The organism is Flexivirga aerilata (genome assembly GCF_013002715.1).
GTDB lineage: Bacteria > Actinomycetota > Actinomycetes > Actinomycetales > Dermatophilaceae > Flexivirga > Flexivirga aerilata.
Genome location: NZ_JABENB010000001.1, coordinates 26,898 through 51,843, shown reverse-complemented (window position 1 = coordinate 51,843; position 24,946 = coordinate 26,898). Strand labels below are relative to the sequence as shown.

24 protein-coding genes and 1 tRNA gene are annotated in these 24,946 nt (G+C 70.0%); 19 read left to right on the top strand and 6 right to left on the bottom strand.

Translation table 11 applies throughout. The features are described 5' to 3' along the window. Positions 1-54: 54 nt before the first annotated feature. Positions 55-1,119: an ABC transporter permease gene (locus HJ588_RS00255; RefSeq protein WP_212755221.1), complete on the bottom strand. Its 1,065-nt coding sequence runs from the start codon at positions 1,117-1,119 to the stop codon at positions 55-57. Positions 1,120-1,217: 98 nt separating this feature from the next. Between HJ588_RS00255 and HJ588_RS00250 the strand changes: the two genes are divergently transcribed. Genes HJ588_RS00250 through HJ588_RS00240 form a run of 3 tightly spaced genes read left to right on the top strand, consistent with a single transcriptional unit; the run spans position 1,218 to position 4,203 of the window. Then, the gene (locus HJ588_RS00250; protein WP_171150830.1) at positions 1,218-1,823 is read left to right on the top strand and encodes a TetR family transcriptional regulator; all 606 of its coding nucleotides are present in this window, start codon (positions 1,218-1,220) and stop codon (positions 1,821-1,823) included. Continuing rightward, the gene (locus HJ588_RS00245; protein WP_171150828.1) at positions 1,823-2,986 is read left to right on the top strand and encodes an acyl-CoA dehydrogenase family protein; all 1,164 of its coding nucleotides are present in this window, start codon (positions 1,823-1,825) and stop codon (positions 2,984-2,986) included. Before HJ588_RS00250 ends, HJ588_RS00245 begins: the two co-directional genes overlap by 1 nt. 44 nt (positions 2,987-3,030) lie before the next feature. Then, positions 3,031-4,203 (top strand): CaiB/BaiF CoA transferase family protein, encoded by a 1,173-nt coding sequence (locus HJ588_RS00240; protein ID WP_171150826.1) that lies wholly within the window; start codon positions 3,031-3,033, stop codon positions 4,201-4,203. Here HJ588_RS00240 and HJ588_RS00235 read toward each other — a convergent pair. Together HJ588_RS00235 and HJ588_RS00230 are read right to left on the bottom strand one after the other, a co-directional pair. After that, positions 4,194-4,565 carry a DUF3592 domain-containing protein gene (locus tag HJ588_RS00235; RefSeq protein WP_171150824.1) on the bottom strand — a complete coding sequence of 124 codons (372 nt, stop codon included), beginning with the start codon at positions 4,563-4,565 and terminating at the stop codon, positions 4,194-4,196. The genes HJ588_RS00240 and HJ588_RS00235 overlap by 10 nt on opposite strands. Further along, positions 4,546-5,145, bottom strand: coding sequence for a DUF4126 domain-containing protein (locus HJ588_RS00230; RefSeq protein ID WP_171150822.1), 600 nt, complete (start codon positions 5,143-5,145; stop codon positions 4,546-4,548). Before HJ588_RS00230 ends, HJ588_RS00235 begins: the two co-directional genes overlap by 20 nt. Positions 5,146-5,264: 119 nt before the next feature. On the opposite strand from HJ588_RS00230, the gene metG reads away from it, so the two are divergent. From metG to HJ588_RS00200, 6 genes are all read left to right on the top strand, one after another. Continuing rightward, a complete protein-coding gene (gene metG / locus HJ588_RS00225; RefSeq protein ID WP_171150820.1) occupies positions 5,265-7,046 on the top strand; it encodes a methionine--tRNA ligase in 1,782 nt (593 codons plus the stop codon). Between the two features lie 112 nt (positions 7,047-7,158). Then, positions 7,159-8,019: a TatD family hydrolase gene (locus tag HJ588_RS00220; protein WP_343036528.1), complete on the top strand. Its 861-nt coding sequence runs from the start codon at positions 7,159-7,161 to the stop codon at positions 8,017-8,019. A gap of 311 nt (positions 8,020-8,330) precedes the next feature. Continuing rightward, positions 8,331-8,999, top strand: a complete 669-nt coding sequence (locus HJ588_RS20095; protein WP_425483522.1) for a transglycosylase family protein — start codon at positions 8,331-8,333, stop codon at positions 8,997-8,999. Between the two features lie 105 nt (positions 9,000-9,104). Continuing rightward, positions 9,105-9,965, top strand: a complete 861-nt coding sequence (gene rsmA, locus HJ588_RS00210; protein ID WP_171150819.1) for a 16S rRNA (adenine(1518)-N(6)/adenine(1519)-N(6))-dimethyltransferase RsmA — start codon at positions 9,105-9,107, stop codon at positions 9,963-9,965. A 10-nt stretch (positions 9,966-9,975) separates the two neighbouring features. After that, positions 9,976-10,905, top strand: coding sequence for a 4-(cytidine 5'-diphospho)-2-C-methyl-D-erythritol kinase (locus HJ588_RS00205; protein WP_171150818.1), 930 nt, complete (start codon positions 9,976-9,978; stop codon positions 10,903-10,905). Positions 10,906-10,930: 25 nt separating this feature from the next. Further along, the gene (locus HJ588_RS00200) at positions 10,931-12,772 is read left to right on the top strand and encodes an ABC-F family ATP-binding cassette domain-containing protein (protein WP_171150815.1); all 1,842 of its coding nucleotides are present in this window, start codon (positions 10,931-10,933) and stop codon (positions 12,770-12,772) included. A gap of 9 nt (positions 12,773-12,781) precedes the next feature. On the opposite strand, the gene HJ588_RS00195 is transcribed toward HJ588_RS00200, so the two are convergent. Then, complete coding sequence (locus HJ588_RS00195) at positions 12,782-13,291, bottom strand: MarR family winged helix-turn-helix transcriptional regulator (protein ID WP_171150812.1); 510 nt, start codon at positions 13,289-13,291, stop codon at positions 12,782-12,784. Positions 13,292-13,383: 92 nt separating this feature from the next. On the opposite strand from HJ588_RS00195, the gene HJ588_RS00190 reads away from it, so the two are divergent. Both HJ588_RS00190 and HJ588_RS00185 read left to right on the top strand, forming a co-directional pair. Beyond that, positions 13,384-14,184, top strand: a complete 801-nt coding sequence (locus HJ588_RS00190; RefSeq protein WP_171150809.1) for a methyltransferase domain-containing protein — start codon at positions 13,384-13,386, stop codon at positions 14,182-14,184. After that, positions 14,181-14,558 carry a VOC family protein gene (locus HJ588_RS00185; RefSeq protein ID WP_171150807.1) on the top strand — a complete coding sequence of 126 codons (378 nt, stop codon included), beginning with the start codon at positions 14,181-14,183 and terminating at the stop codon, positions 14,556-14,558. Before HJ588_RS00190 ends, HJ588_RS00185 begins: the two co-directional genes overlap by 4 nt. 11 nt (positions 14,559-14,569) lie before the next feature. Here the strand turns inward: HJ588_RS00185 and HJ588_RS00180 are convergent, their stop codons facing one another. Next, positions 14,570-15,193 carry a TetR/AcrR family transcriptional regulator gene (locus HJ588_RS00180; RefSeq protein ID WP_171150805.1) on the bottom strand — a complete coding sequence of 208 codons (624 nt, stop codon included), beginning with the start codon at positions 15,191-15,193 and terminating at the stop codon, positions 14,570-14,572. Between the two features lie 86 nt (positions 15,194-15,279). On the opposite strand from HJ588_RS00180, the gene HJ588_RS00175 reads away from it, so the two are divergent. Both HJ588_RS00175 and HJ588_RS00170 read left to right on the top strand, forming a co-directional pair. Further along, positions 15,280-15,358: transfer RNA gene (locus tag HJ588_RS00175), tRNA-Gln, on the top strand. A gap of 63 nt (positions 15,359-15,421) precedes the next feature. Beyond that, on the top strand, positions 15,422-16,273 hold the full coding sequence (locus HJ588_RS00170) for a patatin-like phospholipase family protein (RefSeq protein ID WP_171150802.1): 852 nt from the start codon (positions 15,422-15,424) through the stop codon (positions 16,271-16,273). Between the two features lie 83 nt (positions 16,274-16,356). Here the strand turns inward: HJ588_RS00170 and HJ588_RS00165 are convergent, their stop codons facing one another. After that, a complete protein-coding gene (locus tag HJ588_RS00165; RefSeq protein WP_171150800.1) occupies positions 16,357-17,328 on the bottom strand; it encodes a LacI family DNA-binding transcriptional regulator in 972 nt (323 codons plus the stop codon). A 150-nt stretch (positions 17,329-17,478) separates the two neighbouring features. Here HJ588_RS00165 and HJ588_RS00160 point away from each other — a divergent pair, with 150 nt between their 5' ends. The 6 genes from HJ588_RS00160 (at position 17,479) to HJ588_RS00135 (ending at position 24,869) form a co-directional block, all read left to right on the top strand. Beyond that, positions 17,479-19,080 carry an amidohydrolase gene (locus tag HJ588_RS00160; RefSeq protein ID WP_171150798.1) on the top strand — a complete coding sequence of 534 codons (1,602 nt, stop codon included), beginning with the start codon at positions 17,479-17,481 and terminating at the stop codon, positions 19,078-19,080. A gap of 10 nt (positions 19,081-19,090) precedes the next feature. Further along, a complete protein-coding gene (locus HJ588_RS00155) occupies positions 19,091-20,458 on the top strand; it encodes an APC family permease (RefSeq protein ID WP_171150796.1) in 1,368 nt (455 codons plus the stop codon). Beyond that, positions 20,455-21,285, top strand: coding sequence for a nitrilase-related carbon-nitrogen hydrolase (locus HJ588_RS00150; RefSeq protein WP_171150794.1), 831 nt, complete (start codon positions 20,455-20,457; stop codon positions 21,283-21,285). The genes HJ588_RS00155 and HJ588_RS00150 overlap by 4 nt, the downstream gene beginning before the upstream one ends. Before the next feature lie 201 nt (positions 21,286-21,486). Further along, on the top strand, positions 21,487-22,977 hold the full coding sequence (gene glmU / locus HJ588_RS00145; protein ID WP_171150792.1) for a bifunctional UDP-N-acetylglucosamine diphosphorylase/glucosamine-1-phosphate N-acetyltransferase GlmU: 1,491 nt from the start codon (positions 21,487-21,489) through the stop codon (positions 22,975-22,977). Beyond that, a complete protein-coding gene (locus HJ588_RS00140) occupies positions 22,974-23,951 on the top strand; it encodes a ribose-phosphate diphosphokinase (RefSeq protein WP_171150790.1) in 978 nt (325 codons plus the stop codon). Before glmU ends, HJ588_RS00140 begins: the two co-directional genes overlap by 4 nt. A gap of 228 nt (positions 23,952-24,179) precedes the next feature. Next, entirely contained in the window at positions 24,180-24,869 is a 690-nt protein-coding gene (locus tag HJ588_RS00135; RefSeq protein WP_171150788.1) for a 50S ribosomal protein L25/general stress protein Ctc, read from the top strand. Positions 24,870-24,946 lie beyond the last annotated feature (77 nt).

Here is a 24,946-nt window from a genome sequence, read left to right as displayed (position 1 = left end):
ACACGAATCCGCCCGTGTTTCGTGTGCCTCTCGATGCCGGTGTGTGCCGCTCGATCAGACGGCGGACGGTTGGTGGCCGGGGTGCTGGCTGAGGTGGTGGGGTGCGCCGCCGGTCGCCTCCGCGTCGACCGGTGCTGCGGTGTCGTCGGTCGCACGGCGCCGCAGGTATGCCGCGAACTGCAACGCCAGCCCGATCAGCAGCCAGCACCCGACCACGATCAGCGGCCGGACCGCGCCGTGCCCGTCGAAGAACGCGGTGGAGCGCAGCGCCGTGTTGGCGGCGCCGACCGGCAGCAGCTGGCCGGCGGTGCCCCAGCCGGTGGGCAGCATTTCCGGAGCGGTCGTCGCTCCCGACAGCGCGTTGCCGGTGAGCATCATCAGGAGCACACCGACACCGATGCCCGCCGGCCCGATGAGGCTCTCCAGGCCGAGGATCGTCATGGATACCGCGCCGACGCCGAAGGCGACGACGCAGGCATTGGCGACGTAGTTGCCGTCGAGCGTGCCGAGCCAGAACTGCAGCAGTGCGGTCATCGCGAAGCCGCCGACGATCGCGAAACCGGCGGCCACCAATGTGCGGTCGCGCCGCGTGCGGATCAGGAAGGTCGAGGCCGCGGCGCAGATGACCGCACCCATCGCGATCGGCAGCATCGACACGCCGATGCCGACGCCGCGTGGGTCGTCCGCCGGAGCGGGTACGACGTCCCGGGTCGTCGTCGGTAGCCGGTGCGCGCCGGCGATGGTCGCTCCCGTCTGGCCGAGGAGTTGCGCGACCGTCGCCGAGCGGGCCGACGCGGTGAGCACTTCGACGTTGTGGGCGGTGACAACGAAGGCACCGTAGGCGTCGTGGTCGGTGATCCGCTGGATGGCGGCCGCCTCATCGGTGACGACGATGACGTCGAATGCGCCCGGATGCTGTTGTTCGAGAGCGGTTTTCACGCCGGTGGTCGCGGCTGGCGGACCACTGAGCACGATCGGGAGATCGCGGGGCGCGCTGTGCACTGCCGGCCAGGCGAAGAGGGCGAGGAGGGCGCTGAGGCCGATGGCCAGCGCGAGCACGAGGCCCACACCGCGACGGGCGTCCGGGTTGGCCGCGTGGTGCGGCGGGATGCTGGTCATGTCTACCTCCAAAACGAATGTTCATTCTGGTTACGCTGCCAGCGTCCTCGGGTTCACGTCTCCTGTCAAACAGAATGGATGTTCTGTATCGTTGCCGCGTGCCTCGCATTTCCGAAGAGCGTCGTGCCGAACGCCGAGACCAGATCGTCCGGGCCGCGACGCGCTGCGCCATACGCTCCGGCCTGGACGGGATGACGATGGCGCAGGTGATCCGCGAGTCGGGCTTGTCCGCAGGAGCGGTCTACGGATACTTCGCAGGCAAGGCGGATCTGGTTGCGGCGATTGTGGATTCGCAGCTGGACGAGATCGTCGGGATGCTCCATGGCTTTGCGGTGGCTGACGAGCTGCCGGACATCCCGGAGCTGATGCAGACCCTCACCGAGGAGATCGAGCGACTGGCGCAGAGCCCTGACGGTGACCTCAGCGTGATGGTCCTGCTCAGCTGGGGCGACGCTGCCAAGAGTGAGGCGTCCCGCCGGTTGATCAGCGGCCGGCTGCAGACCGTGATCGAGGAATGGGAAGTCATCGTCAGCAGAATGCAGGCCGACGGTCGTCTGGACCCGGACGCCGACACCGCAGATCTGGCCCGCGTGGTGCACAGCACGCTGCCCGGTTACATCCTCCTCCGGATGGCCGGCACGGCACCAACCCCTGAGCGTTTCGCCGACGCGTGGCGCTCACTGCTCGGGCAAGCTGGTCGCTGATGGACTTCGCACTCACCGACGATCAGCTCGCGCTGCAGCAGGGCGCCCGCGATCTCGCACGCAGTTTCCCGGACGACTACTGGGCAGAGCGCGACGCCAAGGGCGAATTCCCTTGGGATTTCTACCGATCCTTCGCCGAGGGCGGGTGGCTAGGCATCGCCATACCGACGGCGTATGGCGGGGGCGGTCTCGGGATCCTCGAGGCCGCGCTGCTGCTGCAGGAGGTCTCGGCGTCCGGCGCGGGGATGAACGGCTGCTCCACGATGCACCTGACGATCTTCGGGCTCAACACGATCGTGAAGCACGGCAGCGAGCAGTTGCGGCAGGAGGTGCTGCCGCGGGCGGCGGACGGGTCGCTGCACGTGTGCTTCGGTGTGACCGAGCCCGACGCAGGCACCGACACGACCAGCATCTCGACGTTCGCGCGTCGCACCGCCGACGGCTACCGCATCCGCGGTCGCAAGGTGTGGATCACCAAGGCCGGTGACTCCCAGAAGATGGTGCTGATCACCCGCACCACACCCCGCGACGACGCGCACCGGACGGCGGGCATGACCCTCTTCCTCGTCGACCTCGAGTCCCCGCGCGTGCAGCTCACGCCGATCCCCAAGATGGGCCGCAACGCCGTGGCGTCCTACGAGGTGGTGTTCGACGACCTCGAGGTGCCGGAGTCGGCGCGAATCGGCAACGAGGGCGAGGGTTTTCGCTACCTGCTCGACGGGCTCAACCCCGAGCGCATCCTGCTCGCGCACGAGGCGCTGGGGCTCGGCCGGGCCGCGCTCGAACGCGCGACGCGTTATGCGAAGGAGCGGGTCGTCTTCGACCGGCCGATCGGGCAGAACCAGGGTGTGGCCTTTCCGCTCGCGGAGGCCGCGACCCGGCTGGATGCCGCCGAGCTGATGGCACGGCAGGCGGCCTGGCGCTACGACCAGGGTCTGCCCTGTGGGCGTGAGGCCAACATGGCCAAGTGGCTGTGCGCTGACGCCGGCTTCGCCGCCGCGGATCAGGCGATCCAGGCGCACGGCGGCATGGGCTATGCGCGGGAGTATCACGTGGAGCGATATTTTCGCGAGGCACGCATCCTGCGCCTGGCTCCGGTCAGCCAGGAGATGGCGATGAACTACATCGCCCAGCACGTGCTGGGACTGCCCAAGTCCTACTGAGCTGGCGTGGTGTCATCGAGCGTGATCGGCGGAAGGCGGGACGAATGACGGATCAGGCACTCACCGGGCTGCGGGTGCTCGACCTGTCGCGGGTCCTCGCCGGGCCGCTCTGCTCCCAGATGCTGGCCGACCACGGCGCCGACGTGATCAAGGTCGAGCCACCGGCGGGGGACGAAACCCGCACGTGGGGACCGCCTTTCGTCGATGAGCACACCAGCTCCTACTACGCCGCGCTCAACCGCAACAAGCGCAACATCGTGCTCGACCTGCGCAGCGACGACGGGCGGGCGGTGCTGCGCCGTCTCCTCGCCGACAGTGACGTGCTCATCGAAAACTTCCGCGCCGGGACGCTCGCGAAGTGGGGCCTGCCCGACGAGGAACTGCTGGCGTCATACCCGCGCCTCGTGCACTGCCGCGTCACCGGATTCGGGCTCGACGGCCCGATGGGTGGCAAGCCTGGGTATGACGCCGTCGCCCAGGCCTACAGCGGGCTGATGAGCGTCAACGGCGAGGCGACCGGGCCGGCGCTGCGAGTCGGGGTGCCCGTCGTCGACATGGCCACCGGCATGCTCGCCTTCAGTGGCGTGCTGCTGGCGCTGCGCGAGCGGGACGTCTCGGGTCGCGGGCAGGTGGTCGACTGCAGCCTGCTGGACACCGCGATCAACCTGTTGCACCCGCACTCGGCCGCCTATCTCGCCGACGGGACGCTGCCGGTGCGCTCGGGCTCGGCGCATCCGAGCATCGCGCCCTACGACGCCTTCCCGGCCGCCGACGGTGACCTCTTCATCAGTGCGGGCAACGACACGCAGTTCCGCAAGCTGCTCGCCGTGCTCGGCATCCCGGAGCTGGCCGACGATCCGCGCTTCGCGTCCAATCCGTTGCGGGTCAAGCACGTTCGCGAGTTGCGTGCGCTGCTGGTCGAGCGGGTGGGCGACTTCGACCGGCTCGGCCTGACCAAGCAACTGCTGGATGTCGGTGTGCCCGCCTCACCCGTCAACGACGTCGGCGAGGCGCTGACCGACGACCACGTCCGCGAGCGCGGACTGGTCGTCGAGCACGACGGCTACCGCGGCATCGCCAACCCGATCAGCCTGCACCGCACCCCTGCCGCTGTGCACACCGCACCGCGGCCGGCCGGTGCCGACACCCGGGAAGTGCTGGGGGAGTTGGGGATCGAGCCGGCGCTGGTCGATCGGGTGGTGGGCGCTCAGCGCTGACCGCAGAGCTGGTCCTCGGGCAGCCGCAGCGCGGCGTTGGTCGGGTCGGAGGGTGCGAAGCAGACCCACACCACCTTGCCCTGCGCGGTAAACGCAGCAGTGGCAACGTCTTTGGTGGTCTCGAGCTGTTTACCGTCGACGGTGTAGCGCACGGTCAGATTGCTGCGACCGCTGTCCGCCGGCGCTTCGCGCACCACCGTGCCCGCGGCCGCCGCCGGCCGCTCCGGACCGGCGTTGCGCCGGCTCTGCCACCAGTAGAGCCCGGCATAGAGCACCACCGCGAAGACCAGCACGGCGACGATCTTCTGTCCGGGCGTGCTGAGCAGGCCGGGTCTGCGCGGGTCAGGAGGTGTTCTCGACATACCGCCTCCGCCGCGCGAAGGACCGCATGCGGCGCACGAAAACGAAGCCGCCCCAGGCCAGCACGATCAACGCGAAGATCACCAGCACCGGGATGAAGATGGCGATGAGGGAGAGGCTGACCGACGACGCGTCCTCGACGGTCGACACGATCGGTGCGCCGAAACCCACTGTGCCCAGGTTGATTGCGGGGCGCGCGGTGGCTTTGCCCGTGTGCACCACGCCCGCGATCACGATGCCGCCGACGACGGCTGTCCACTCGTGGTCGCGCAGAAAGGAGGAGTGGTCGAGCGCGCCCGCCGACTGGGTCGCCGCCGAGATGATGCCGCCGGTCGCCGGGCGCACGACGGTGCCCACGAGGTCGTTGACGCTGTCGACCGCGGGGATCTTGTCGAGCACCACCTCGCTGATCAGCAGCAGGCTGCAGATGCCGATCGCCCACCACGACTCGATCCACTGCCAGCCGCCGGGCAGATTGATCACGTCGGTGAATCGCGCGACCAGCGCGACGATGAGGAACGGGATGTAGGCGTTGAGCCCGGCCGCGGCAGACAGGCCTGCGCCGGTGAGCACAGCGAACATCGCGACCTCCTTATCGATTCCGGGCCCGCTTCCTCACGGGCGCTCCCGCCATACGGTATGACGGGAGCGGCGGTAACTGGCGCGACCGCGCCGATCGAGCACACCTAGGATGAAGCACCATGAAGGTGCTCTCAGCAGTCGCATGGCCCTACACCAACGGGCCTCGCCACATCGGCCACGTGGCCGGATTCGGGGTCCCGGCAGACGTTTTCAGCCGCTACATGCGGATGGCCGGTCACGACGTGCTGATGGTCAGCGGCACCGACGAGCACGGCACCCCGATCCTGGTGCTCGCCGAGCAGGAGGGCGCCACCGTGCAGGAGACGGTCGACAAGTACAACGCGGTGATCGTGCAGGACCTCACCGACCTCGGCCTGTCCTACGACCTGTTCACCCGCACCACGACCCGCAACCACTACCGGGTGGTGCAGGACCTCTTCACCCAGATCCGGGCCAACGGCTACATGATCGAGCAGACGACCACGACGGCGATCAGCCCGTCGACCGGTCGCACGCTGCCGGACCGTTTCCTCGAGGGCACCTGCCCGATCTGCGGCTTCCCCGAGGCGCGCGGCGACCAGTGCGACAACTGCGGCAACCAGCTCGACCCGGCCGACCTGATCAACCCGCGCTCCAAGATCAACGGCGAGGTGCCGGAGTTCGTGGAGACCCAGCACTTCTTCCTCGACCTGCCCGCGCTCGCCGGCGCGCTGCAGGAGTGGCTGGACCAGGTCGACGCCGCCGGCACGTGGCGGCCGAGCGTCATCAACTTCGCCAAGGGTTTGGCCAAGGACATGCACCCGCGCGCGATGACGCGCGACATCGACTGGGGCATCCCGATCCCCGTGGACGGGTGGGACACCAAACGGTTCTACGTGTGGTTCGACGCGGTCATCGGCTACCTGTCGGCGGCCATCGAATGGGCCCGCCGCCTCGGCGAGCCCGAGCGCTGGCGCGACTGGTGGAACGACCCGACTGCGCTGTCCTATTACTTCCAGGGCAAGGACAACGTCACCTTCCACGCCCAGATCTGGCCGGCCGAGCTGCTCGGCTACATGGGCCGGGGCGACAAGGGCGGGGAGCCCGGCGCGTTCGGCGAGCTCAACCTGCCTACCGAGGTGGTGGCGTCCGGTTTCCTCGGGCTGGCCGGCGCGCAGTTCTCCACCTCGCGCGGCAACGTCATCTACGTCAAGGACATGATCGCGACGTATGGCGCCGACGCGCTGCGCTACTTCATCTGTGCCGCCGGGCCGGAGACCCAGGACAGCGACTTCACCTGGGAGGAGTTCGTCACCCGCAACAACAACGAACTCGTCGCCGGGTGGGGCAACCTGGTCAACCGCACCGCGTCGATGATCGCCAAGAACTTCGGGCAGATCCCGGCGCCGGCCGCGCTGGAGGCGGTCGACGAGGAGTTGCTCAGCGCAGTGCGGGACGGCTTCGGCACGGTCGGCGCGCTGCTCGAGGCGCAGCGCCAGAAGGCCGCGCTCGCGGAGGTGATGCGGCTGGTGCGGGCGGCGAACAAGTACGTCACCGACACCGAGCCGTTCCGGCTCAAGGGCGACGACCAGCGCGAGCGGCTCGGCACCGTGCTGCACACGCTGGCCCAGGCGGTCGGCGACCTCAACACGATGCTCGCGCCGTTCCTGCCGCACAGCTCCAATGCGGTGGCGCAAACCTTCGGTGCGACAGGGCAATTCATGCCGATGCCGCGCATCGAGCAGGTGCGCGACCTGGACGACGACAGTCGCGGATATCCGATCATCACCGGCGAATACTCCGGCACCCCGCGCTGGGAGTCGCGCCCGGTGACTGTGGGGGCGCCGGTGGCCAAGCCGACGCCGATCTTCGCCAAGCTCGACGCGATCGACCCGGCCGACCCGTTCGGGCACGGCGCGTGAGCCGGCGAAAGTCGACCCTCGGCATAGCAACGCGCCGTGTCCGTGCGGATCGTCGGCGTGGGCGTATGCCGAGGGTCGACTTTTGCCGGGAGTCGTGCGCGGGGGTGCGCCCGTGAGCAAGGGCCACCAGGACGCCCGCGCGAGTGAGCGCCCGCCCGCGCCGGACCCGCTGCCGCTGCCGGTCGTCGACAATCACACGCATCTCGACATCGCGCGGGACGGGGGTATGCCGCCGGACGTCGCCGCCGCGCTCGCGGACGCGGCCGCGGTCGGGGTGGACCGGGTCGTCCAGATCGGCTGCGACCTGGCGGGTGCGCGCTTCACCGTCGACCAGATCGACCGGCACCCGCAGATGCTCGGCGGCGTCGCGATCCATCCCAACGAGGCACCCCGGCACGCCGAGCGCGGTGACCTCGAGCAGGCATGGGCGCAGATCGAGCAGCTCGCAGCCCATCCGCGGGTGCGGGTCATCGGCGAGACCGGCCTCGACTATTTCCGCACCGGACCGGAAGGCGTTGCGGCACAACAGGATTCGTTCCGTTGGCACATCGACCTCGCCAAGCGCACCGGCAAGGCGCTGCAGATCCACGACCGCGACGCCCACGACGACGTCATGCGCATCCTCGACGAGGAGGGTGCGCCGGGAGCCACGGTGATGCACTGCTTCTCGGGCGACGCCGAGCTCGCCCGCCGCTGCGTCGAGAAGGGCTACTACCTGTCGTTCGCCGGCACCGTGACCTTCAAGAACGCCCGCAACCTGCGCGACGCGCTCGCGGTCACCCCGCTCGACCGGGTGCTGGTCGAGACCGACGCGCCCTACCTCACCCCCTCGCCGCACCGGGGCGCGACCAACGCGCCATACCTCGTGCCGTTGACGGTGCGTGCGATGGCGGGAGTGCTCACCACCGACGTGCCCACCCTCTGCCGCGCCCTCTCGGACAACAGCGAGCGCATTTACGGGCCCTGGTCGTAGCGCGCACCCCGCGGCAGCGCTGCGGTCACCTGCGGTAACCGCGGTCAGGACACCCTGTGATCCATCTATCGTTACCAAAATTTGACCAAAGTAGGGCTTGTGCTTCACCGTGGATAACGTCCAGCCCGAGAGTGGTCGCTTTCGGATGGGGCCGTACCCAATCGACGTCGACGTCGTGATCGATGTCGTCACCGGCCCGGCGGACCAGGCACAGCCGGTCGCGCCCACGGCAGATCCCACCTTGACGTGTTGTGAGTCGGTGCTGCCGTGCGTCCCTGCCGCTCGAGGGACAGCACGACATCGGAGATCCCTTGACTTACCGCATCACCAGGACCAGTGCGCTCGCTGCGACCGGTGCCGCCGTCGCGCTCGGAGCCCTCACCGCCTGCGGTGGTGGCTCGAGCACGTCCGGCGCCGAGGCCGCCATGCAGCTGAAGCCGCAGACCTCCTCGACCGCGGCGCCGAGCAGCAGCTCGGCCGCCCCCAAGCCATCGACCACCTCGGCCACGCCGAAGAAGACGGCGGCGAAGACGACCACCCGCGCGACCGCCGGTGGCGTGTCCCGTGACCACGCCCGCGCGACGCTCACGCCGCGCGCCGCCGCCCCGAAGGCGACGCCCAAGACGGTGACGCCGAAGAAGGTCACCCCGAACCGCGTTGCTCCGGCCACAAAGGCGCCGGTGCAGACTCCGCGCACCACGCCGAAGCCGACCTCGGCCTCGAACGCCGGCCTCGACCTCTCGCGCGCCGGCATGTGGGACCGCATCGCGATGTGCGAGTCCACCGGCAACTGGCACATCAACACCGGCAACGGCTACTACGGCGGCCTGCAGTTCGACCTCGGCACCTGGCTCGGTGCCGGCGGCGGCAAGTTCGCCTCGCGCGCCGACCTCGCCACCCGCGAGCAGCAGATCACCATCGCCAACACGGTGTTCGCCTCCCGCGGGCTCAGCCCGTGGCAGTGCGCGAGCGCTGCCTGAGGCGCCATATTTCGTGGGGTGACACTGTCGGGGCCCCCGCGAAGTATTGGCGGGGGAGCGGAGCGGAGGAGCCAATCTTCGTGGGGTGACACTAGGGTCGGCGTCGTGACGAACGACGCCGACACCGGTCTGCTGACCGCCCCGCGGGTGCGCGAGCTCGCGACCCGGCTCGACCTGCGCCCCACCAAGCAGTGGGGGCAGAACTTCGTCATCGACCCCAACACGGTCCGCAAGATCGTGCGCCTGGCGCAGGTCGGGCCGGGGGACAGCGTCGTCGAGGTCGGGCCGGGCCTCGGCTCGCTCACCCTTCCCCTCCTGTATGCCGCAGGCCACGTCACCGCGGTCGAGGTCGACCCGAGACTCGCGGCACAGTTGCCGCTGACCGTCGCCGAGCTCTCGCCGGAGGCCGCGGCCCGGCTCACCGTGCTGCAGCAGGACGCCCTCACGGTGACCGCGCTGCCCGACCCGCAGCCGACGGCGCTGGTCGCCAACCTGCCCTACAACGTGTCGGTGCCGGTCGTGCTGTCGTTCCTCGAGCGCTTCCCGAGCATCGAACGCGTGCTGGTGATGGTGCAGCTCGAGGTCGCCGAGCGGCTCGCCGCCGCACCGGGCAGCAAGGTCTACGGCGTCCCGAGCGCGAAGGCGGCGTGGTTTGCCGACGTGCGGCTTGCCGACCGGGTCGGCCGCAACGTCTTCTGGCCGGCACCCAATGTCGACTCGGGCCTCGTCGAGCTCGTCCGGCATACCCCTCCCGTCACGACCGCCTCCCGCGCGGAGGTCTTCGCCTGCGTCGACGCGGCCTTCGCTTCCCGCCGCAAGACGCTGCGGGCGGCGCTCGCCGGGTGGGCCGGATCGGCGGCTGCCGCGGAGGAGGCACTGCGCAGCGCGGGCATCGACCCGTCCCTTCGCGGTGAGCGTCTGACGATCGAAGAGTTCGCCGCCATCGCCGCGCACCGGGCCGATTAGGGTGGCGGACATGGGAGCCCCCACCGAGACCGCGGTCACCGTGCGCGTGCCGGCCAAGGTCAATCTCGAGCTGCGCGTCGGTCCGCTGCGCGACGACGGGTTCCATTCACTCTCAACGGTTTTCCACGCCGTCGACCTCGTCGACGACGTGACGGTGCGCCCGGCGTCCACGTCGTCGATCGTGACCACCGGTCCCTATGCGGACGCGGTGCCGGCGGGCCCCGACAACCTTGCGATGCGCGCGGCCCGGCTGATCGCCGAGCGCGTCGGCACCGACGAACACGTCGCGATCGAGATCGCCAAGTCGATCCCGGTCGCCGGAGGTATGGCGGGGGGTTCGGCCGACGCGGCCGCCGCCCTGGTCGCGGTCGACGCGCTCTGGGACACCGGCTTCAGCCCGCGCGAGCTGCACGAGCTCGCCGCGGAGCTCGGCAGCGACGTGCCCTTCGCACTGCACGGCGGCACCGCGATCGGCTCCGGCCGCGGCGAGCAGCTGGTGCCGGTGCTCGCCAAGGGCACCTTCGAGTGGGTCTTCGCGCTGCACCACGAGGGCTTGTCGACGCCGGCGGTCTACGCCGAGTGCGACCGGCTGCGCGGTCGGGAGCCGGTCGCCGAGCCGGAGCCGAGCTCCGGCATGATGGCCGCGCTCCGGGCCGGTGACGTCGACGCGCTCGCCGACAACCTGCACAACGACCTGCAGCCGGCCGCCTGCTCCCTGATGCCGCGGTTGCGCGACACCATCGCCGCCGGTCTCGACGAGGGCGCGCTCGGCGCCATCGTCTCCGGCTCCGGCCCCACGGTGGCATTCCTCTGCGGTGACCGGTCCGAGGCGCTCAACCTCATGGTGTCGCTGACCGCCGGCAACATCGCCGACGAGGTCGTGGGTGCGTCCGGCCCGGTGCACGGCGCACACGTCGTGCACGACGTGCGTCGCCGGTGACAGCCGCCGCCTGGATAATGGTCTGATGCCCAATCTGCTTGCCGCCGAAAGCATCTCGCTCGCCCTCGGCACCAATCAGGTGCTCGACGACGTGTCCCTCGGCATCGGCACGGGTGACCGCATCGGTGTGGTCGGCCGCAACGGCGGCGGCAAGTCCACCCTGATGCGCGTGCTCGCCGGGCTGCAGGAGGTCGACAGCGGTCGCGTCACCCGCGTCGGCGGCCTCACCATCGGCCTGCTCAGCCAGGACGACCGGCTCGACCCGGAGTCGACCGTGCACCAGGCGGTGCTCGGCGACCGCGCCGAGCACGAGTGGGCCGGCGACCCGCGGATCCGGGACGTGCTCTCGGGCCTACTCGGCGGCGTCGGCTTCACCTCGATCGGCGGACCCGACGCGGTCGTCGGCACCAAGTCCGGTGGCGAGCGTCGCCGCATCGCCTTGGCACGACTGCTGATCGACGACCCGGACCTGCTCCTGCTCGACGAGCCGACCAACCACCTCGACGTCGAGGGTGTGCAGTGGCTCGCCGATCACCTGGTGCAACGGCGCTCCCGGCCGGACAACGCGTTTCTCACCATCACCCACGACCGGTGGTTCCTCGACGCCGTCGCATTGCAGACGTGGGAGGTCGTCGACGGTCGCGTCGAGCAGTATGACGGGGGCTACGCGGCATACGTGCTCGCCAAGAACGAACGCTCCCGCATCGCCGCGGCGACCGAGGACCGCCGGCAGAACCTCCTGCGCAAGGAGCTGGCCTGGCTGCGACGCGGCGCACCGGCCCGCACGTCCAAGCCCCGTTTCCGCATCGAGGCGGCCAACGAGCTCATCAAGGGTGAGCCCGAGCCGCGTGACGAGGTCGAGCTGGTGCGCTTTGCCACCACGCGGCTCGGCAAGGACGTCATCGACCTCATCGACGCGTCGATCACGGTGGGGGACAAGGAGATTCTCGATCGGCAGACCTGGCGACTCGCGCCCGGCGAACGCGCCGGCATCGTCGGTGTCAACGGCGCCGGCAAGTCGACGGTGCTGCGCGCGATCGAGGGCAGTCAGCCGCTCAGCGCCGGCAAGCGCAAGCAGGGCCGCACGGTCGAGCTGGCGTTCCTCACCCAGGAAGTGCGCGAGCTCGAGAAGGTCGCGGGCATGAGGGTGATCGACGCGATCACCGACGTGCGCAGTTTCATCATGCTCGGCGGCAAGGAGGTGTCGGCGTCGCAGCTGGCCAAGCGGCTCGGCTTCTCCGGCCCGCGGCAGCAGACCCGCGTCTCGGACCTGTCCGGTGGCGAGCGCCGGCGGCTGCAGCTGCTCCGGCTGCTGATGCGCGAACCCAATGTGCTGTTGCTCGACGAGCCGACCAACGACCTCGACATCGAGACGCTGACCTCGCTGGAGGACGTACTCGACGGGTGGGCCGGCACGCTCGTGGTGGTGTCGCACGACCGCTACCTGCTGGAGCGGATGTGCGACCGGCAGGTGGCGCTGCTCGGCGACGGGCGGTTGCGCGACCTGCCCGGTGGGGTGGAGCAATATCTCGAATTGCGTGAGCAGGTGCGGCGATCCGCGACCGCCACTGCTGCAGCGCGCTCGGGTGCGGCGAAGGTGGCGGCGGCCCCCGGTGTGGGTGCCGGTGGTGGGGGAGCCCCGTCATACACGGCTGCGGAGCAGCGGGAGGCCCGCAAGGAGATGGCCCGGGTCGAGCGGTCACTGGCGAAGCTCGCCGACCAGGAGACGAAGTTGCACGACGCACTGATCGAGGCGGCCTCCGATCATGGTCGCGCGGCCGAGCTCGACGCGCAGCTGCGGGAGATCCACCAGCAGCGGGAGACGCTCGAGGAGCAGTGGATGGCGGCAGCCGAGCTGGTCGAGTAGGCCGAAAAGTCAGTCGGCAGAAGGTGATTCGACCGCTGCGAGCAACGTCCGCAGTGCCGACGCGACCGACGACCGGTCGCGCGCGGGCAGGTGCGACAGCAGCTCGCGCTCGTGGTCGAGCAACTCGACCATCGCGTCGTCGACCACCGCGCGCCCGGTCGCGGTGAGCCGCACGAGCACCCCGCGACGGTCGTTGGGCGCGGGCCTGCGCTGGACGAAGCTGCGCCCCTCCAGGCGGTCGACGCGGTTGGTCATCGTGCCGCTGGTGACGAGGGTCTGCTGCACGAGAGCCCCCGGCGACAGTTCGTAGGGCGGTCCCACGCGCCGCAGCGCCGACAGCACGTCGAACTCCCAGCCCTCGAGACCGTGGTCGGCGAAGGCCCGGCCGCGTGCCTGGTCGAGCAGGCGGGCGAGCCGGGAGACGCGCGAAAGCACCTGCAGCGGCTCGACATCCAGGTCGGCACGCTCACGTCGCCAGGCGTCGACGATCTGGTCGACTTCGTCGCGTTGCTGGGCCATGGCATCCAAGTGTAGCCATCAAGTTTCTTGACATCGAGATAGTAAGAGATATCTTGATGTCGAGATAATTCACACCGACGTGAGGAGCTCCGATGGCCACCTGGGACCCGGCGCAATACGAACGGTTCGCCGATCACCGCAACCGCCCGTTCCACGAACTCATCCGGAGGGTCGACGCCCAAAGTCCCTCGCAGGTGGTTGATCTCGGCTGCGGCAACGGCCCGTTGACGCTCAGTCTCGCCGACCGCTGGCCGGACGCGGCGATCGTCGGCCTCGACTCGTCGCCGGAGATGATCGAGCGTGCCCGGGCTGTCGACGAAAACGCCCGTGTGCACTGGCAACTCGCCGACGTCGCCGCGTGGGAGCCGGACGCGGCGGCGCCGGCGGAGGTCATCGTGACCAACGCGACGCTGCAGTGGGTGCCCGGTCACCTGCCGCTCATCGACCGGTGGCTCCGGGCCCTGCCGGACGGCGGGTGGTTCGCGATGCAGGTGCCCGGCAACTTCGACGCGCCGTCGCATCGGGTGATCCGCGAGGTCGCCACCGAGCTCGACCGTGCGGGCGAGCTGACCGGTGCGCTGCGCGATGCGCCGGTCGCCTCGCCGCAGGAGTATGCCGACGTGCTCGCGGCTCATTGCGGTCACGTCGACGTCTGGGAGACGACCTACGTCCAGGTGCTGGATCCGCAAGGGACACAGGGCAATCCGGTGCTCGAGTGGGTGAAGGGCACCGCGCTGCGACCGTTGCTGGACGTGCTCGACGGCGCGGAGCGGGGCCGCTTCCTCGCCGAGGTCGACGAGCGGCTCGCGGCGGCATACCCCCGGCGCAGCTACGGCACGCCGATGCCCTTCCGTCGCATCTTCGCGGTCGGTCGCAAGGGCCAAGTGGCGTGACCGGCAGGACCGCCGTCCGCGGCCTACACCACGTGCAGATCGCCTGCCCGGCCGGCTCGGAGGATCGGCTGCGGGCGTTCTACTCCGGCGTGCTCGGCCTGCGGGAGCTGCCAAAACCGGCGGCGCTGGCCGCTCGGGGCGGCTGCTGGTTTGCGCTGGGCGGTGGCCAGGAACTGCATTGCGGGGTCGAGGCCGACTTCCGGCCCGCGCGCAAGGCGCACCCGTGCCTGCTGGTCGACGACGTCGAGGCGGTGGCCGACGCCGTCCGCTCCGCCGGCGGCGAGGTGCGCTGGGACGACGCCATACCGGGGGTGCGGCGATTTCACACCGACGACCCGGTCGGCAATCGGCTGGAGCTTCAGCAGGCCGGTTAAAGGGTCTTGAGCTAGAGGGTCTTGAGCGTCGGCTCCGCCTCGAGGCCGTCGAGACCGCGCCAGGCCAGGTTGACCATGTGTGCCGCCACGGTGTCGCGGCTGAGGTCGGAGCCGGACTCGATCCACCACTCGCCGGTGAAGCCGATCATCCCGATCAGCATCTGGGCGTAGATCGGCACGACCTTGGTGTCGAGGTCGTTGCGCACGAACGTCTCGACCACGACCTCCTCGACGTGCTTGGCCACCTCGGACATGATGCTCGCCGCCGAACCCCTGCCGTGCCACGACGGTGAGTCCCGCAGCAGCACCCGGAACGCCGCGGGGTTGGACTCGATGTAGGTCAGCAGCGCGACCGCGGTGCGCTCCAGCAGTTCGCGCGGGCTGCCGCCGCTGGTGAGCGGATTGACGAGTTGCTCCAGCAGTTGCCGCATCGCCCGGTCGACGACGACGGCATACAGCCCCTCCTTGCCGCCGAAGTGTTCGTAGATCAGCGGTTTGGTGACTCCCGCCGCGGCCGCGATGTCCTCGACGGTCGTCGGCTGAACGCCGTGCTCGGCGAACATCACCTGGGCGACCGAGATCAGCTGTTCGCGGCGATCCGCGGCGGACAGTCGGGTGCGCTTCTTGCTGGCCATAGCTGCTCACTCTGCCATCTGCGCCATGGTCGATGTGCCCACACGCCGGACCTGCCCTACTCTTGTCGGCGTCCCGTGCGGGACGTTCCCCGGTTGCTCTGCTGGTAGGGGCCGCCTGACTTTGAATCAGGATTAGCGACGTAGGTTCGATTCCTACCCGGGGAGCCGGGGTGATTTCTCGGGACATCGCAATGGCGTGTCCTGGCGCAGCACACGAGGAGTCATGAAATGGCGAATTCGACCCAGCCCCTGTCGCGCGCTCTCGTCCTCGGCGGGGGCGGAGTGACCGGGATCGCGTGGGAAGTCGGTGTCCTGGCAGGGCTCAGCGCGCGGGGGATCGACTGGGGCAAGGCCACTTCGGTGATCGGCACCTCGGCGGGCTCGTTCGTCGGGGCCGCGGTCGCCAGCGGCTACGACATGGAGCGGCTCTTTGCCGCCCAGCTGGTCCCGGATGAGCACGAGGTGGCCGTCGCGGCGTCCGAGGCCACCATGAATGCGTGGTGGGCGGCGCTCGCCGAGGGCGGCGACGACCCGCGCAAGGTGGGTGCGGCGATGGGGCGCATCTCGAAAGCAGACCCCGAGCCCGTGCCCCCAGCCGTCCGTCGGCAGGTCGTCGCCTCACGTCTGGTCACCAGCGAGTGGCCGGCCGGCTTGCAGGTCACCGCGATCGACGCCGACACGGGCGAGCTGCAGCTCTTCGACGAGCACGCGGGCGTCTCACTGGCCGAGGCCGTTTCGGCCAGCGGTGCGGTCCCCGGTGTCTGGCCGCTCGAACACTTCTTGGGTCGCTCCTGGGTGGACGGCGGCATGGTGTCCACCGCCAACGCACGCCTGGCCGCCGGTCACGACCGGATCGTCGTCCTAGCACCGATGCCGGCCGGCTACGGACAGATTCCCGGTGCGGCCGCGGACGCCGAAGCCTTGGCGGAGCAGGCCGAGGTATGTCTGATCGCGCCGGACGAGCGAAGCGTCGAAGCCATCGGACCCAACCCATATGATCCCGCACGCCGCAAGGCTGCGGCGGAAGCCGGCCGCGCTCAGGGGGAGGCCCTGGCTGACACGGTCGAAAGGCTCTGGTAACCCGAAGCGGACTGCGGCCTCCCGCGGTGCAGATCGCGGTCTATTCACCGCGATGTGTATGCCGCCGCCCGCGCTCCCGGCGATCAGCGCCGTCGCGTGCTCGACTCGCGCACCCGCAACTCGGTGGCGACCCGGCGGGGCCCTCGCGGTAGGTCCTGGCCCAGCGCGCGGAGCGCGGCGCGGACGGCGAGGGCGCCGGTGAGGGCTGGTTGCAGGTCGACCGCGGTGACCGACGGACGGGCCAGCGCGAGGCCCGGGGTGTCGGTGTATGCCGCGAAGAGCATGTCCTCCGGCACGCGCACCTGACCGGGGAGCAGGTCCATCGCCATGGCGGCGGCGCCGTCCGGGGTGCACAGGATGGCGTCCGGCCGGTCGGCGAGCACCTGGTGCATCGACTCGGTGAGCTCGTCCGGCACGAAGGCGAAACCCACGTCATACAGCTCGACGTCGGGCACGGCCAGCGACTCGCGCAGCTCGACACCGAAACCGGTGTCGGTCGGCGGGGTGAGTGCGGCGATGCGGCGCGCTCCTTGGGATCGCAAGTGCCGCAACAGGTTTCGCACCGACCGCGCATGATCGATCCGTATGACGGCCGCCGGGTCGGCCCCGTCGGCGAGGTCGGGTTCGCACGTCACCATCGGCACCGGCAGGCCGCGCAGGATCGGCATCACCGGGTCGTTCGTGCTCGGGTCGGAGACGATCAGTGCGTCCAGGTGGAGCGCTCGCAACTGCGCGGCGTCGTCCCACGGCGGGATCATCGTCAGCGCGTAACCGTGCCCGAGCGCCTCCTGGGCGGCGCCGCGCGACAGGTAGGTGTAGTAGTCGTAACCGACGGTCTGATTGGGCAGGTAGACGCCGATCGTGCCCGAGCGGCCGAGGCGTAGGTTGCGGGCCGCCGCGCTGGCCACATAACCGAGCTGCTCGGCGGTCGCCCGCACCCGCTCGCGCGTCTCCTCGTTCATCCGGCCGCGACCCGACAAGGCATCCGAGACGGTCGTGGTCGACACCCCCGCAGCGCGCGCGACATCGCGGATCGTGATCCGTTGCGCGGCCATGGCGGTCACTCTAGTGCGCCGCCGCACGCCCGATCCGCTACGCACTCCCGACGGGTCCGGCCGCCACCCAGAGGCGTCCCACATCACGAATCCCTATTGCCGAATCGTTTCGGCACGTGCTTCCATGGGAGCAGCTGTGAAGGAGGTCACATGCCGCAAGCCGTCCCCGACCTGGTGATCCGCAACGCGCGAGTCTTCGGCGATGCCGCCCGTGAGGCGTCCGCCGTGGCCGTCACCGGCGACCGCATCACCGCGCTCGGCCCGGACGCCGAGGCATCCGCCGGACCGGGCACCCGGGTCGTCGATGCAGCGGGTGGCCTACTGCTGCCGGGCTTTCAGGACGTCCACGCGCCGTTCGCCGGTCTCAACCTGGGCCGGGTCTGGCTCAACGACGACCACAGCCGGCAGGCCTACCTGCGGCGCGTCGCCGACTACGCGGCCACACACCCGGGCCGCGAGTGGATCGTCGGCGGCGGCTGGGCGATGGAGCACTTTCCCGGCGGCGCTCCCAGCAAGGAGGACCTCGACGCCGTCGTGCCCGACCGGCCGGTGTTCCTGATGAACCGCGACATGCACGGCGCCTGGGCCAATTCGCGAGCGCTCGAGCTCGGCGGCATCACCGCCGCGACGCCCGACCCGGCCGACGGCCGGTATGAACGCGGTCCGGACGGCACACCGACCGGTGCGCTGCACCAGGGCGCCGCCTACGGCTTCGACGCCCGGGTGGTCCCGCGCCCGGACGCCGATGCCTGGCGGGAGGCCGTGCTCGCCGCGCAGGCCCACCTCCACGCGCTCGGCATTACCGGCTGGCAGGACGCCTGGGTGACACCCGACTCGCTCGCCGCCTATCGGGAGCTCGGCATGATGGGGCAGCTCACCGCCCGGGTCGTCGGCGCGCTCTGGTGGGACCGGCACCGTGGCCTGGAGCAGCTGGACGACCTGATCGAGCAGCGGGAGACGGGCGCTGCCAACGGGTTTCACCCGAGCACGGTCAAGATCATGGCGGACGGCGTGCTGGAGAACTTCACCGGAGCGCTGCTCGACCCCTACTGCGGATGTGCGGCCCAGCACGGCACCGGACTCAGCTACGTCGACCGCGAGCTGCTGCTGGAGGCCGTGCCGCGACTGGCCGCCGAGCGCTTCCAGATGCACCTGCACGCGATCGGCGACCGGGCGGTGCGGGACGTGCTCGACGCCCTCGAGGCCGCCGCGCCCCACGATCGCGACCTGCGGCATACCGTGGCTCATCTGCAGCTGATCCATCCCGACGACCTCCCTCGCTTCGCGAAGCTCGGCGTGGTCGCCAACCTGCAGGCCTACTGGGCGCAGCACGAGCCGCAGATGGACGAACTGACCATGCCCTTCCTCGGCCCCGAACGCGCCGGCCGGCAATACCCCTTCGCCGACCTCGCCGCCTCCGGTGCCCGGCTCGCGATGGGCAGCGACTGGTCGGTCACCACCGCAGATCCCTTGGCGCAGTTGGAAGTTGCGATCACGCGCACCGATCCGGCGCGGCGGGGCAGCGAGCCGTTCCTGCCGGCTCAGGCGCTCGACCCGCAGACCGCGATCACTGCGTTCACCGCCGGCTCGGCATACGTCAACCACGACGACGACGCCGGCCGCATCGCGGTCGGCGCCCGGGCCGACCTCGCCCTGCTCGACCACGACATCACCCGGCCCGGAGCACTGCCGACCGACGCGACGGTCACCCTGACCGTCGCGTCCGGCCGGGTCGTGCACGACCGCTCGTGAGAGGCGCCCAATGACTCCGACCACCCGCCTGCAACGCGTCCTCGGCCTGCCCGAGCTCGTGCTCTTCGGCCTGGCCTACATGGTGCCGCTCACCGTCTTCACCACGTATGGCGTGGTCACCGTCCAGACCGGTGGCCATCTGCCCGGCGCCTACGTATTTACTTTGGCCGCAATGTTTTTCACGGCATACAGCTATGGCCGGATGGTGCAGGTGCACCCGGTCGCCGGATCGGCCTACTCCTACACCCAGAAGTCCTTCGGCGGCAGCGTCGGCTTCGTCACCGGCTGGTCGCTGCTGCTCGACTACGTCTTCCTGCCGATGCTCAACTACCTGGTCATCGGCATCTTCACCCACGCACTGCTCTCCGGTGTCCCGGAGTGGCTCGCCGTGCTCGTGTCGATCGCGCTGGTCACCACCCTCAACGTGCTGGGCATCAAGCTCGTCGCCCGGATGAACTTCGTGCTGGTGGCCTTCCAGGCCGTCTTCATCGTGGTCTTCCTGGGGCTCTGCATGCGCTGGTTCGCCGGGCACGATCTTCCGTCGGTCACCGCACCCTTCTTCAGCGGCGACGCGAAACTGTCGCTGGTGCTCGGCGGATCTGCGGTGCTGTGCCTGTCATTCCTCGGATTCGACGCAATCTCAACGCTTTCGGAGGAGACGCGCGATGCCCGCACGATGATCCCGCGCGCGATCATGCTGGTGACGTTTGCCGGGGGAGTCCTCTTCATCGTGGTGTCCTACGCCGCGGCGCTGGTCTTCCCCGACTTCACGTCATTCACCGATCAGGACGCGGCCGCAAACGACGTGATGATCCGGCTGGGTGGGCACGTCTTCGAGACCTTCTTCACCAGTGCGTATGTCGCAGGCTGCGTCGCATCGGCACTGGCCGCTCAAGCGAGCGTCGCCCGCATCCTCTACGCGATGGGCCGCGACGGCACCCTGCCTCGGCGGCTCGGGCGACTGCACCGACGCTGGGGGACCCCGTCCAACGCCGTGCTGCTGGTCGGGGTGGTCTCGCTCGTCGCGCTCTTCATCTCGTTGCCGACCGCGGCGGCGATGGTGAGTTTCGGTGCCCTTGCTGCGTTTTCGATGGTCAACCTCTCCGTGGTGAAGCACTACCTCATCGACCGCGGGCTGCGTTCAGCGGGCGACCTGGTCCGCTATGGTGTGGTGCCCCTCGTCGGTTTCGCGCTGACCGTGTGGCTGTGGACCAACCTGTCCGGCACCGCGCTCACCGTCGGGTTGTGCTGGCTGGCGGCCGGACTGGCCTACCTGGTCTTCCTCACGCGGGGCTTCCGCCGGCCCGCGCCGACGCTCGACCTGCGGGAGGACGCGCACCCCGATGGGACGACCGAGACGTCCGGGGCGGTCTCGTGAGCACGACCATCGCCGCGTATCAGCTCGCTCCTCGGATCGGCGACCTCGCCGGCAACCGGGAGCGGCTGGTGGCTGCCGTGCGGCAGGCTGCCGCGGCCGGCGCCGACCTGCTGGTGCTGCCCGAACTCGCCACTTCTGGTTACGTTTTCGCGTCCGCGGCGGAAGCGCGTGAGCTGGCCGAGCCGGTGGACGGCCCGACGGCGCAGTTGCTCGCCGGCGTGTGCCGCGAGACCGGGCTCACCGTCGTCTACGGCTTCCCCGAGGCAGCCGGAGAGGTGGTGTTCAACGCCGCGGCGGTCGTCGACGGCAGCGGGGTGCTGGCGGCATACCGCAAAGCCCACCTGTGGGGGGACGAGCCGGACTGGTCGGGCGCCGGTGACGAGCGGCCGCCGGTCGTGCAGACCGCGTTCGGGCGGCTCGGACTGGCGGTGTGTTACGACCTGGAGTTTCCCGAGTGGGTGCGACTCGCCGCGACGGACGTCGACGTGCTCTGTGTGCCGACCAACTGGCCGGCGAGCGCGCGCCCTCCCGGCGAGCGGCCGATCGAGACCGCCAACGCCCTCGTCGCCGGAGCGCTCAACCGGGTCTTCGTCGTCGCGGCCGACCGCGTCGGCACCGAACGTGGCGTGCCTTGGGTGGGCGGCTCGGTGATCGGCGGCCCCGACGGCTATTCGCTCGCGATCGCCCGACCGGGCGACACCGAGCAGCTGCTCGTCGCCACCGTCGACCTGGCGCAAGCCCGCGACAAGCGGGTCGGCGACCGCAACGACCGGGTCGCCGACCGGCGCGGCGAGCTCTACCGGCGGGCGGGCGCTGACGACCGGTAGGACGTGACCCGAAAGGTCGAATGTGGGGCGCGCGGCGTCCGCACTGCGACGGAAAGTGACCTTTGGGCCACTTTGGGTCACTTGCGGCCGCACCGGACAGCGCACCGGCCGGAGGCAGGTAACATCGCTCGGCGGACAGCAACCACGGCGCGGACGATCTCCCCGTGCCCGCTGAATCGACATCCAGGAGCTCCGATCCCCGTGACCGCAACACCCGCAGCCGTCATCGTCCTGTCCGCAGGCGACGGCACCCGGATGAAGTCGAGCCTCAACAAGGCGCTGCACCGCATCGCGGGCCGCACGCTGGTCGGGCACGCCGTCAGTGCCGCGGTCGGCACCGGCGCGTCATACGTCGCAGTCGTCGTGCGCGCCCAGAAGGAAGCCGTCGGCGCGGCCGCCCGCGAGATCGACGAGGCCGTCGTGCTCGCCGAGCAGGACGACGTCTACGGCACCGGGCGCGCCGCCGAGTGCGGCCTCGCGGCTCTGCCGCCCGACCTGTCCGGCACCGTCGTGGTGACGACCGGCGACACCCCGCTGCTGACCGCCGAGACGCTGCTCCAGCTCACCGCCGACCACGCCGAGCACGGCGCCGCGGTGACGGTGATGACCGGGATCCTCGACGACGCCACCGGATATGGGCGGATCGTGCGCAACGACATCGGCGAGGTGCAGGCGATCGTCGAGCACAAGCAGGCCACCGAGGAAGAGCGCAAGATCGGCGAATTCAACTCCGGCATCTTCGCTTTCGACGCCGACGTGCTGCGCGACGCGCTCGCCCAGGTCGACGTCCACGAGCAGGCGGGCGAGAAATACCTGACCGACGTCGTCGCCGTGGCGGTCGGCAAGGGCCTGCACGTGCGGGCGCACGTGCTCGACGACCTCTGGCAGACCGAGGGCGTCAACGACAAGGCGCAGCTGGCGCGGCTCGGCAAGGAGCTCAACCGGCGGCTGCTCGACGACCTGATGCGGCAGCAGGGCGCCATCGTGATCGACCCCGACACGACCTGGGTCGACGTCGACGTCACCGTCGGCCAGGACACCGTGGTGCGGCCGGGCTGCCAGCTGCACGGCGCCACCACGATCGGTGCCGGCTGCGAGATCGGCCCCGACACCACTCTCACCGACACCGAGGTCGCCGACGGCGCGAAGGTCGTGCGCTCCCACGCCAACCTGGCCTACATCGGGCCCGAGGCCGACGTGGGGCCCTACTCCTACCTGCGGCCGGGCACCGAGCTCGGGCGGGCGGGGAAGATCGGCGGCTTCGTGGAGACCAAGAACACCCAGATCGGCGACGGCGCGAAGGTGCCGCACCTGACGTATGCCGGGGACGCCACGATCGGCGCGGGCGCCAACGTCGGAGCGGGCACGATCTTCGCCAACTACGACGGGGTGGCCAAGCACCGCACCACTGTCGGGCGGGCCAGCTTCATCGGCAGCAACTCGGTGCTGGTCGCACCGGTCGACATCGCCGACGGCGTGTATGTCGCCGCCGGCTCCGCCATCTACGAGAACATCGAGCCGGGCCGCCTCGGGATCACCCGGGCCGAGCAGCACAACGTCGACGGCTGGGTCGCCCGCCGCCGCGCCGGCACCAGCACCGACGAAGCCGCGCAGGAGGCGCTCGCGGGTGACCCGCAGGTGTCCTCCGACTCTCCGGAAACCACTGACGAGCAAGGGGATTCACCCGCATGACCACCGGTATGAAGCGCACCACCGAGAAGAACCTGATGGTCTTCTCCGGGCGGGCACACCCCGAACTCGCAGAGGCCGTCGCCGCCGACCTCGGCACCCAGCTGGTGCCGACCGAGCTGCGCGACTTCGCCAACACCGAGATGTACGTGCGCTTCGAGGAGTCGGTGCGCGGGTGCGACGCGTTCGTCATCCAGAGCCACACCGCGCCGATCAACAAGTGGATCATGGAGCACCTGATCATGGTCGACGCGCTGAAGCGCGCCAGTGCCAAGCGGATCACCGTGGTCACCCCGTTCTACGGCTACGCCCGGCAGGACAAGAAGTCCCGCGGTCGCGAGCCGATCAGCGCGCGCCTCATGGCCGACATGTTCAAGACCGCCGGCGCCGACCGGCTGATGGCGGTCGACCTGCACACCGACCAGATCCAGGGCTTCTTCGACGGCCCGGTGGACCACCTGCAGGCGATGCCGATCCTCACCGACTACGTCTCGCGCAAGTACGGCCACGAGGACCTCACGGTCGTCTCGCCCGACGCCGGCCGCATCAAGGTCGCCGAGGCCTGGTCGAAGCGCCTGGACGGCGCGCCCCTGGCGTTCATCCACAAGACCCGCGACGTCACCCAGTCCAACCAGAGCGTGGCCAACCGGGTCATCGGGCACGTCGAGGGACGCACCTGCATCCTGGTCGACGACATGATCGACTCCGGCGGCACGATCGTGCACGCGGCCGACGCGCTGATGGCCGAAGGCGCCTCGAGCGTCGTCATCGCGGCCACCCACGCGATCTTCTCCGATCCGGCCGCGACCCGGCTGCGCGACTCGGTCGCCCGCGAGGTGATCGTCACCGACACGCTGCCGATCACCGCGGACAAGGGTTTCGAGAAGCTGACGCCGCTCTCGATCGCGCCACTGCTCGGCAAGGCGATCCGGGAGGTCTTCGAGGACGGCTCGGTGACCTCGATGTTCACCCCCTGAGAGCGGCGCGATTTGGGCCGGGCGCGGCTCCCGTCATACGATCTATGCCGCCAGCCTCGGCGAGGGACGCGCGCACGGCCGTCCGTGATCGACAAGGTGTGCACCGCACGGCGTCCGCAGCACTGCGGGCTTGCCTGCCGCGCCCACGTCGTCGTTCACCGACATCCGCGCCACGTCCCGCGTCGAGGCAGCACCTCGAAGCTCCACCCGACGACGCAAGGAAACCTCATGGCACAGAACGAGATTCGTCTCGACGCCGCGCTCCGCACGGAGTTCGGCAAGGGCGCGGCCCGTCGCATCCGCCGCGACCACAAGATCCCCGCGGTCCTCTACGGCCACGGCACCGACCCGGTCCACCTGACCCTGCCCGGTCACGAGACCATGCTGGCGCTGAAGAACGCCAACGCGATCCTGACCCTCGACTTCGACGGCAAGCACGAGCTGGCTCTCGCCAAGGACGTGCAGCGCGACCCGATCAAGCCGGTCATCGAGCACGTCGACCTGGTCATCGTCAAGCGCGGCGAGAAGGTCACCGTCGATGTCGGCGTCCACGTCGAGGGCGAGGCCGCTGCCGAGACCAACGTCGTGGTCGAGAACCCGACGCTGTCGGTCGAGGCCGACGTGCTGTCGATCCCCGAGTGGTTCATCGTCTCGGTCGAGGGCCTCGAGGCCGGCAGCCAGATCCTGGCCAAGGACGTCGAGCTGCCCGACGGTGTCACGCTGATCTCCGACGAGGAGCTGCTCGTGGTCAACGTGACCCAGCAGGTCTCGGCCGAGGAGCTCGAGGCCGAGCTCGAGGCCGCCGAGGAAGAGGCTGGCATCGAGAAGGAAGAGTCCGACGAGGAGGCCGCCGAGGGCGAGTCCTCCGAGGAGGGCGGCGAGTCCGAGGGCGGCGACGAGGAGTCGTCCGAGGGCTGATCCTCACCGCACCGCATCGAGCGGCCCCGACCTGTGGTGGTCGGGGCCGCTTTCGTCTGTCCGGACTCCCGTGGGGA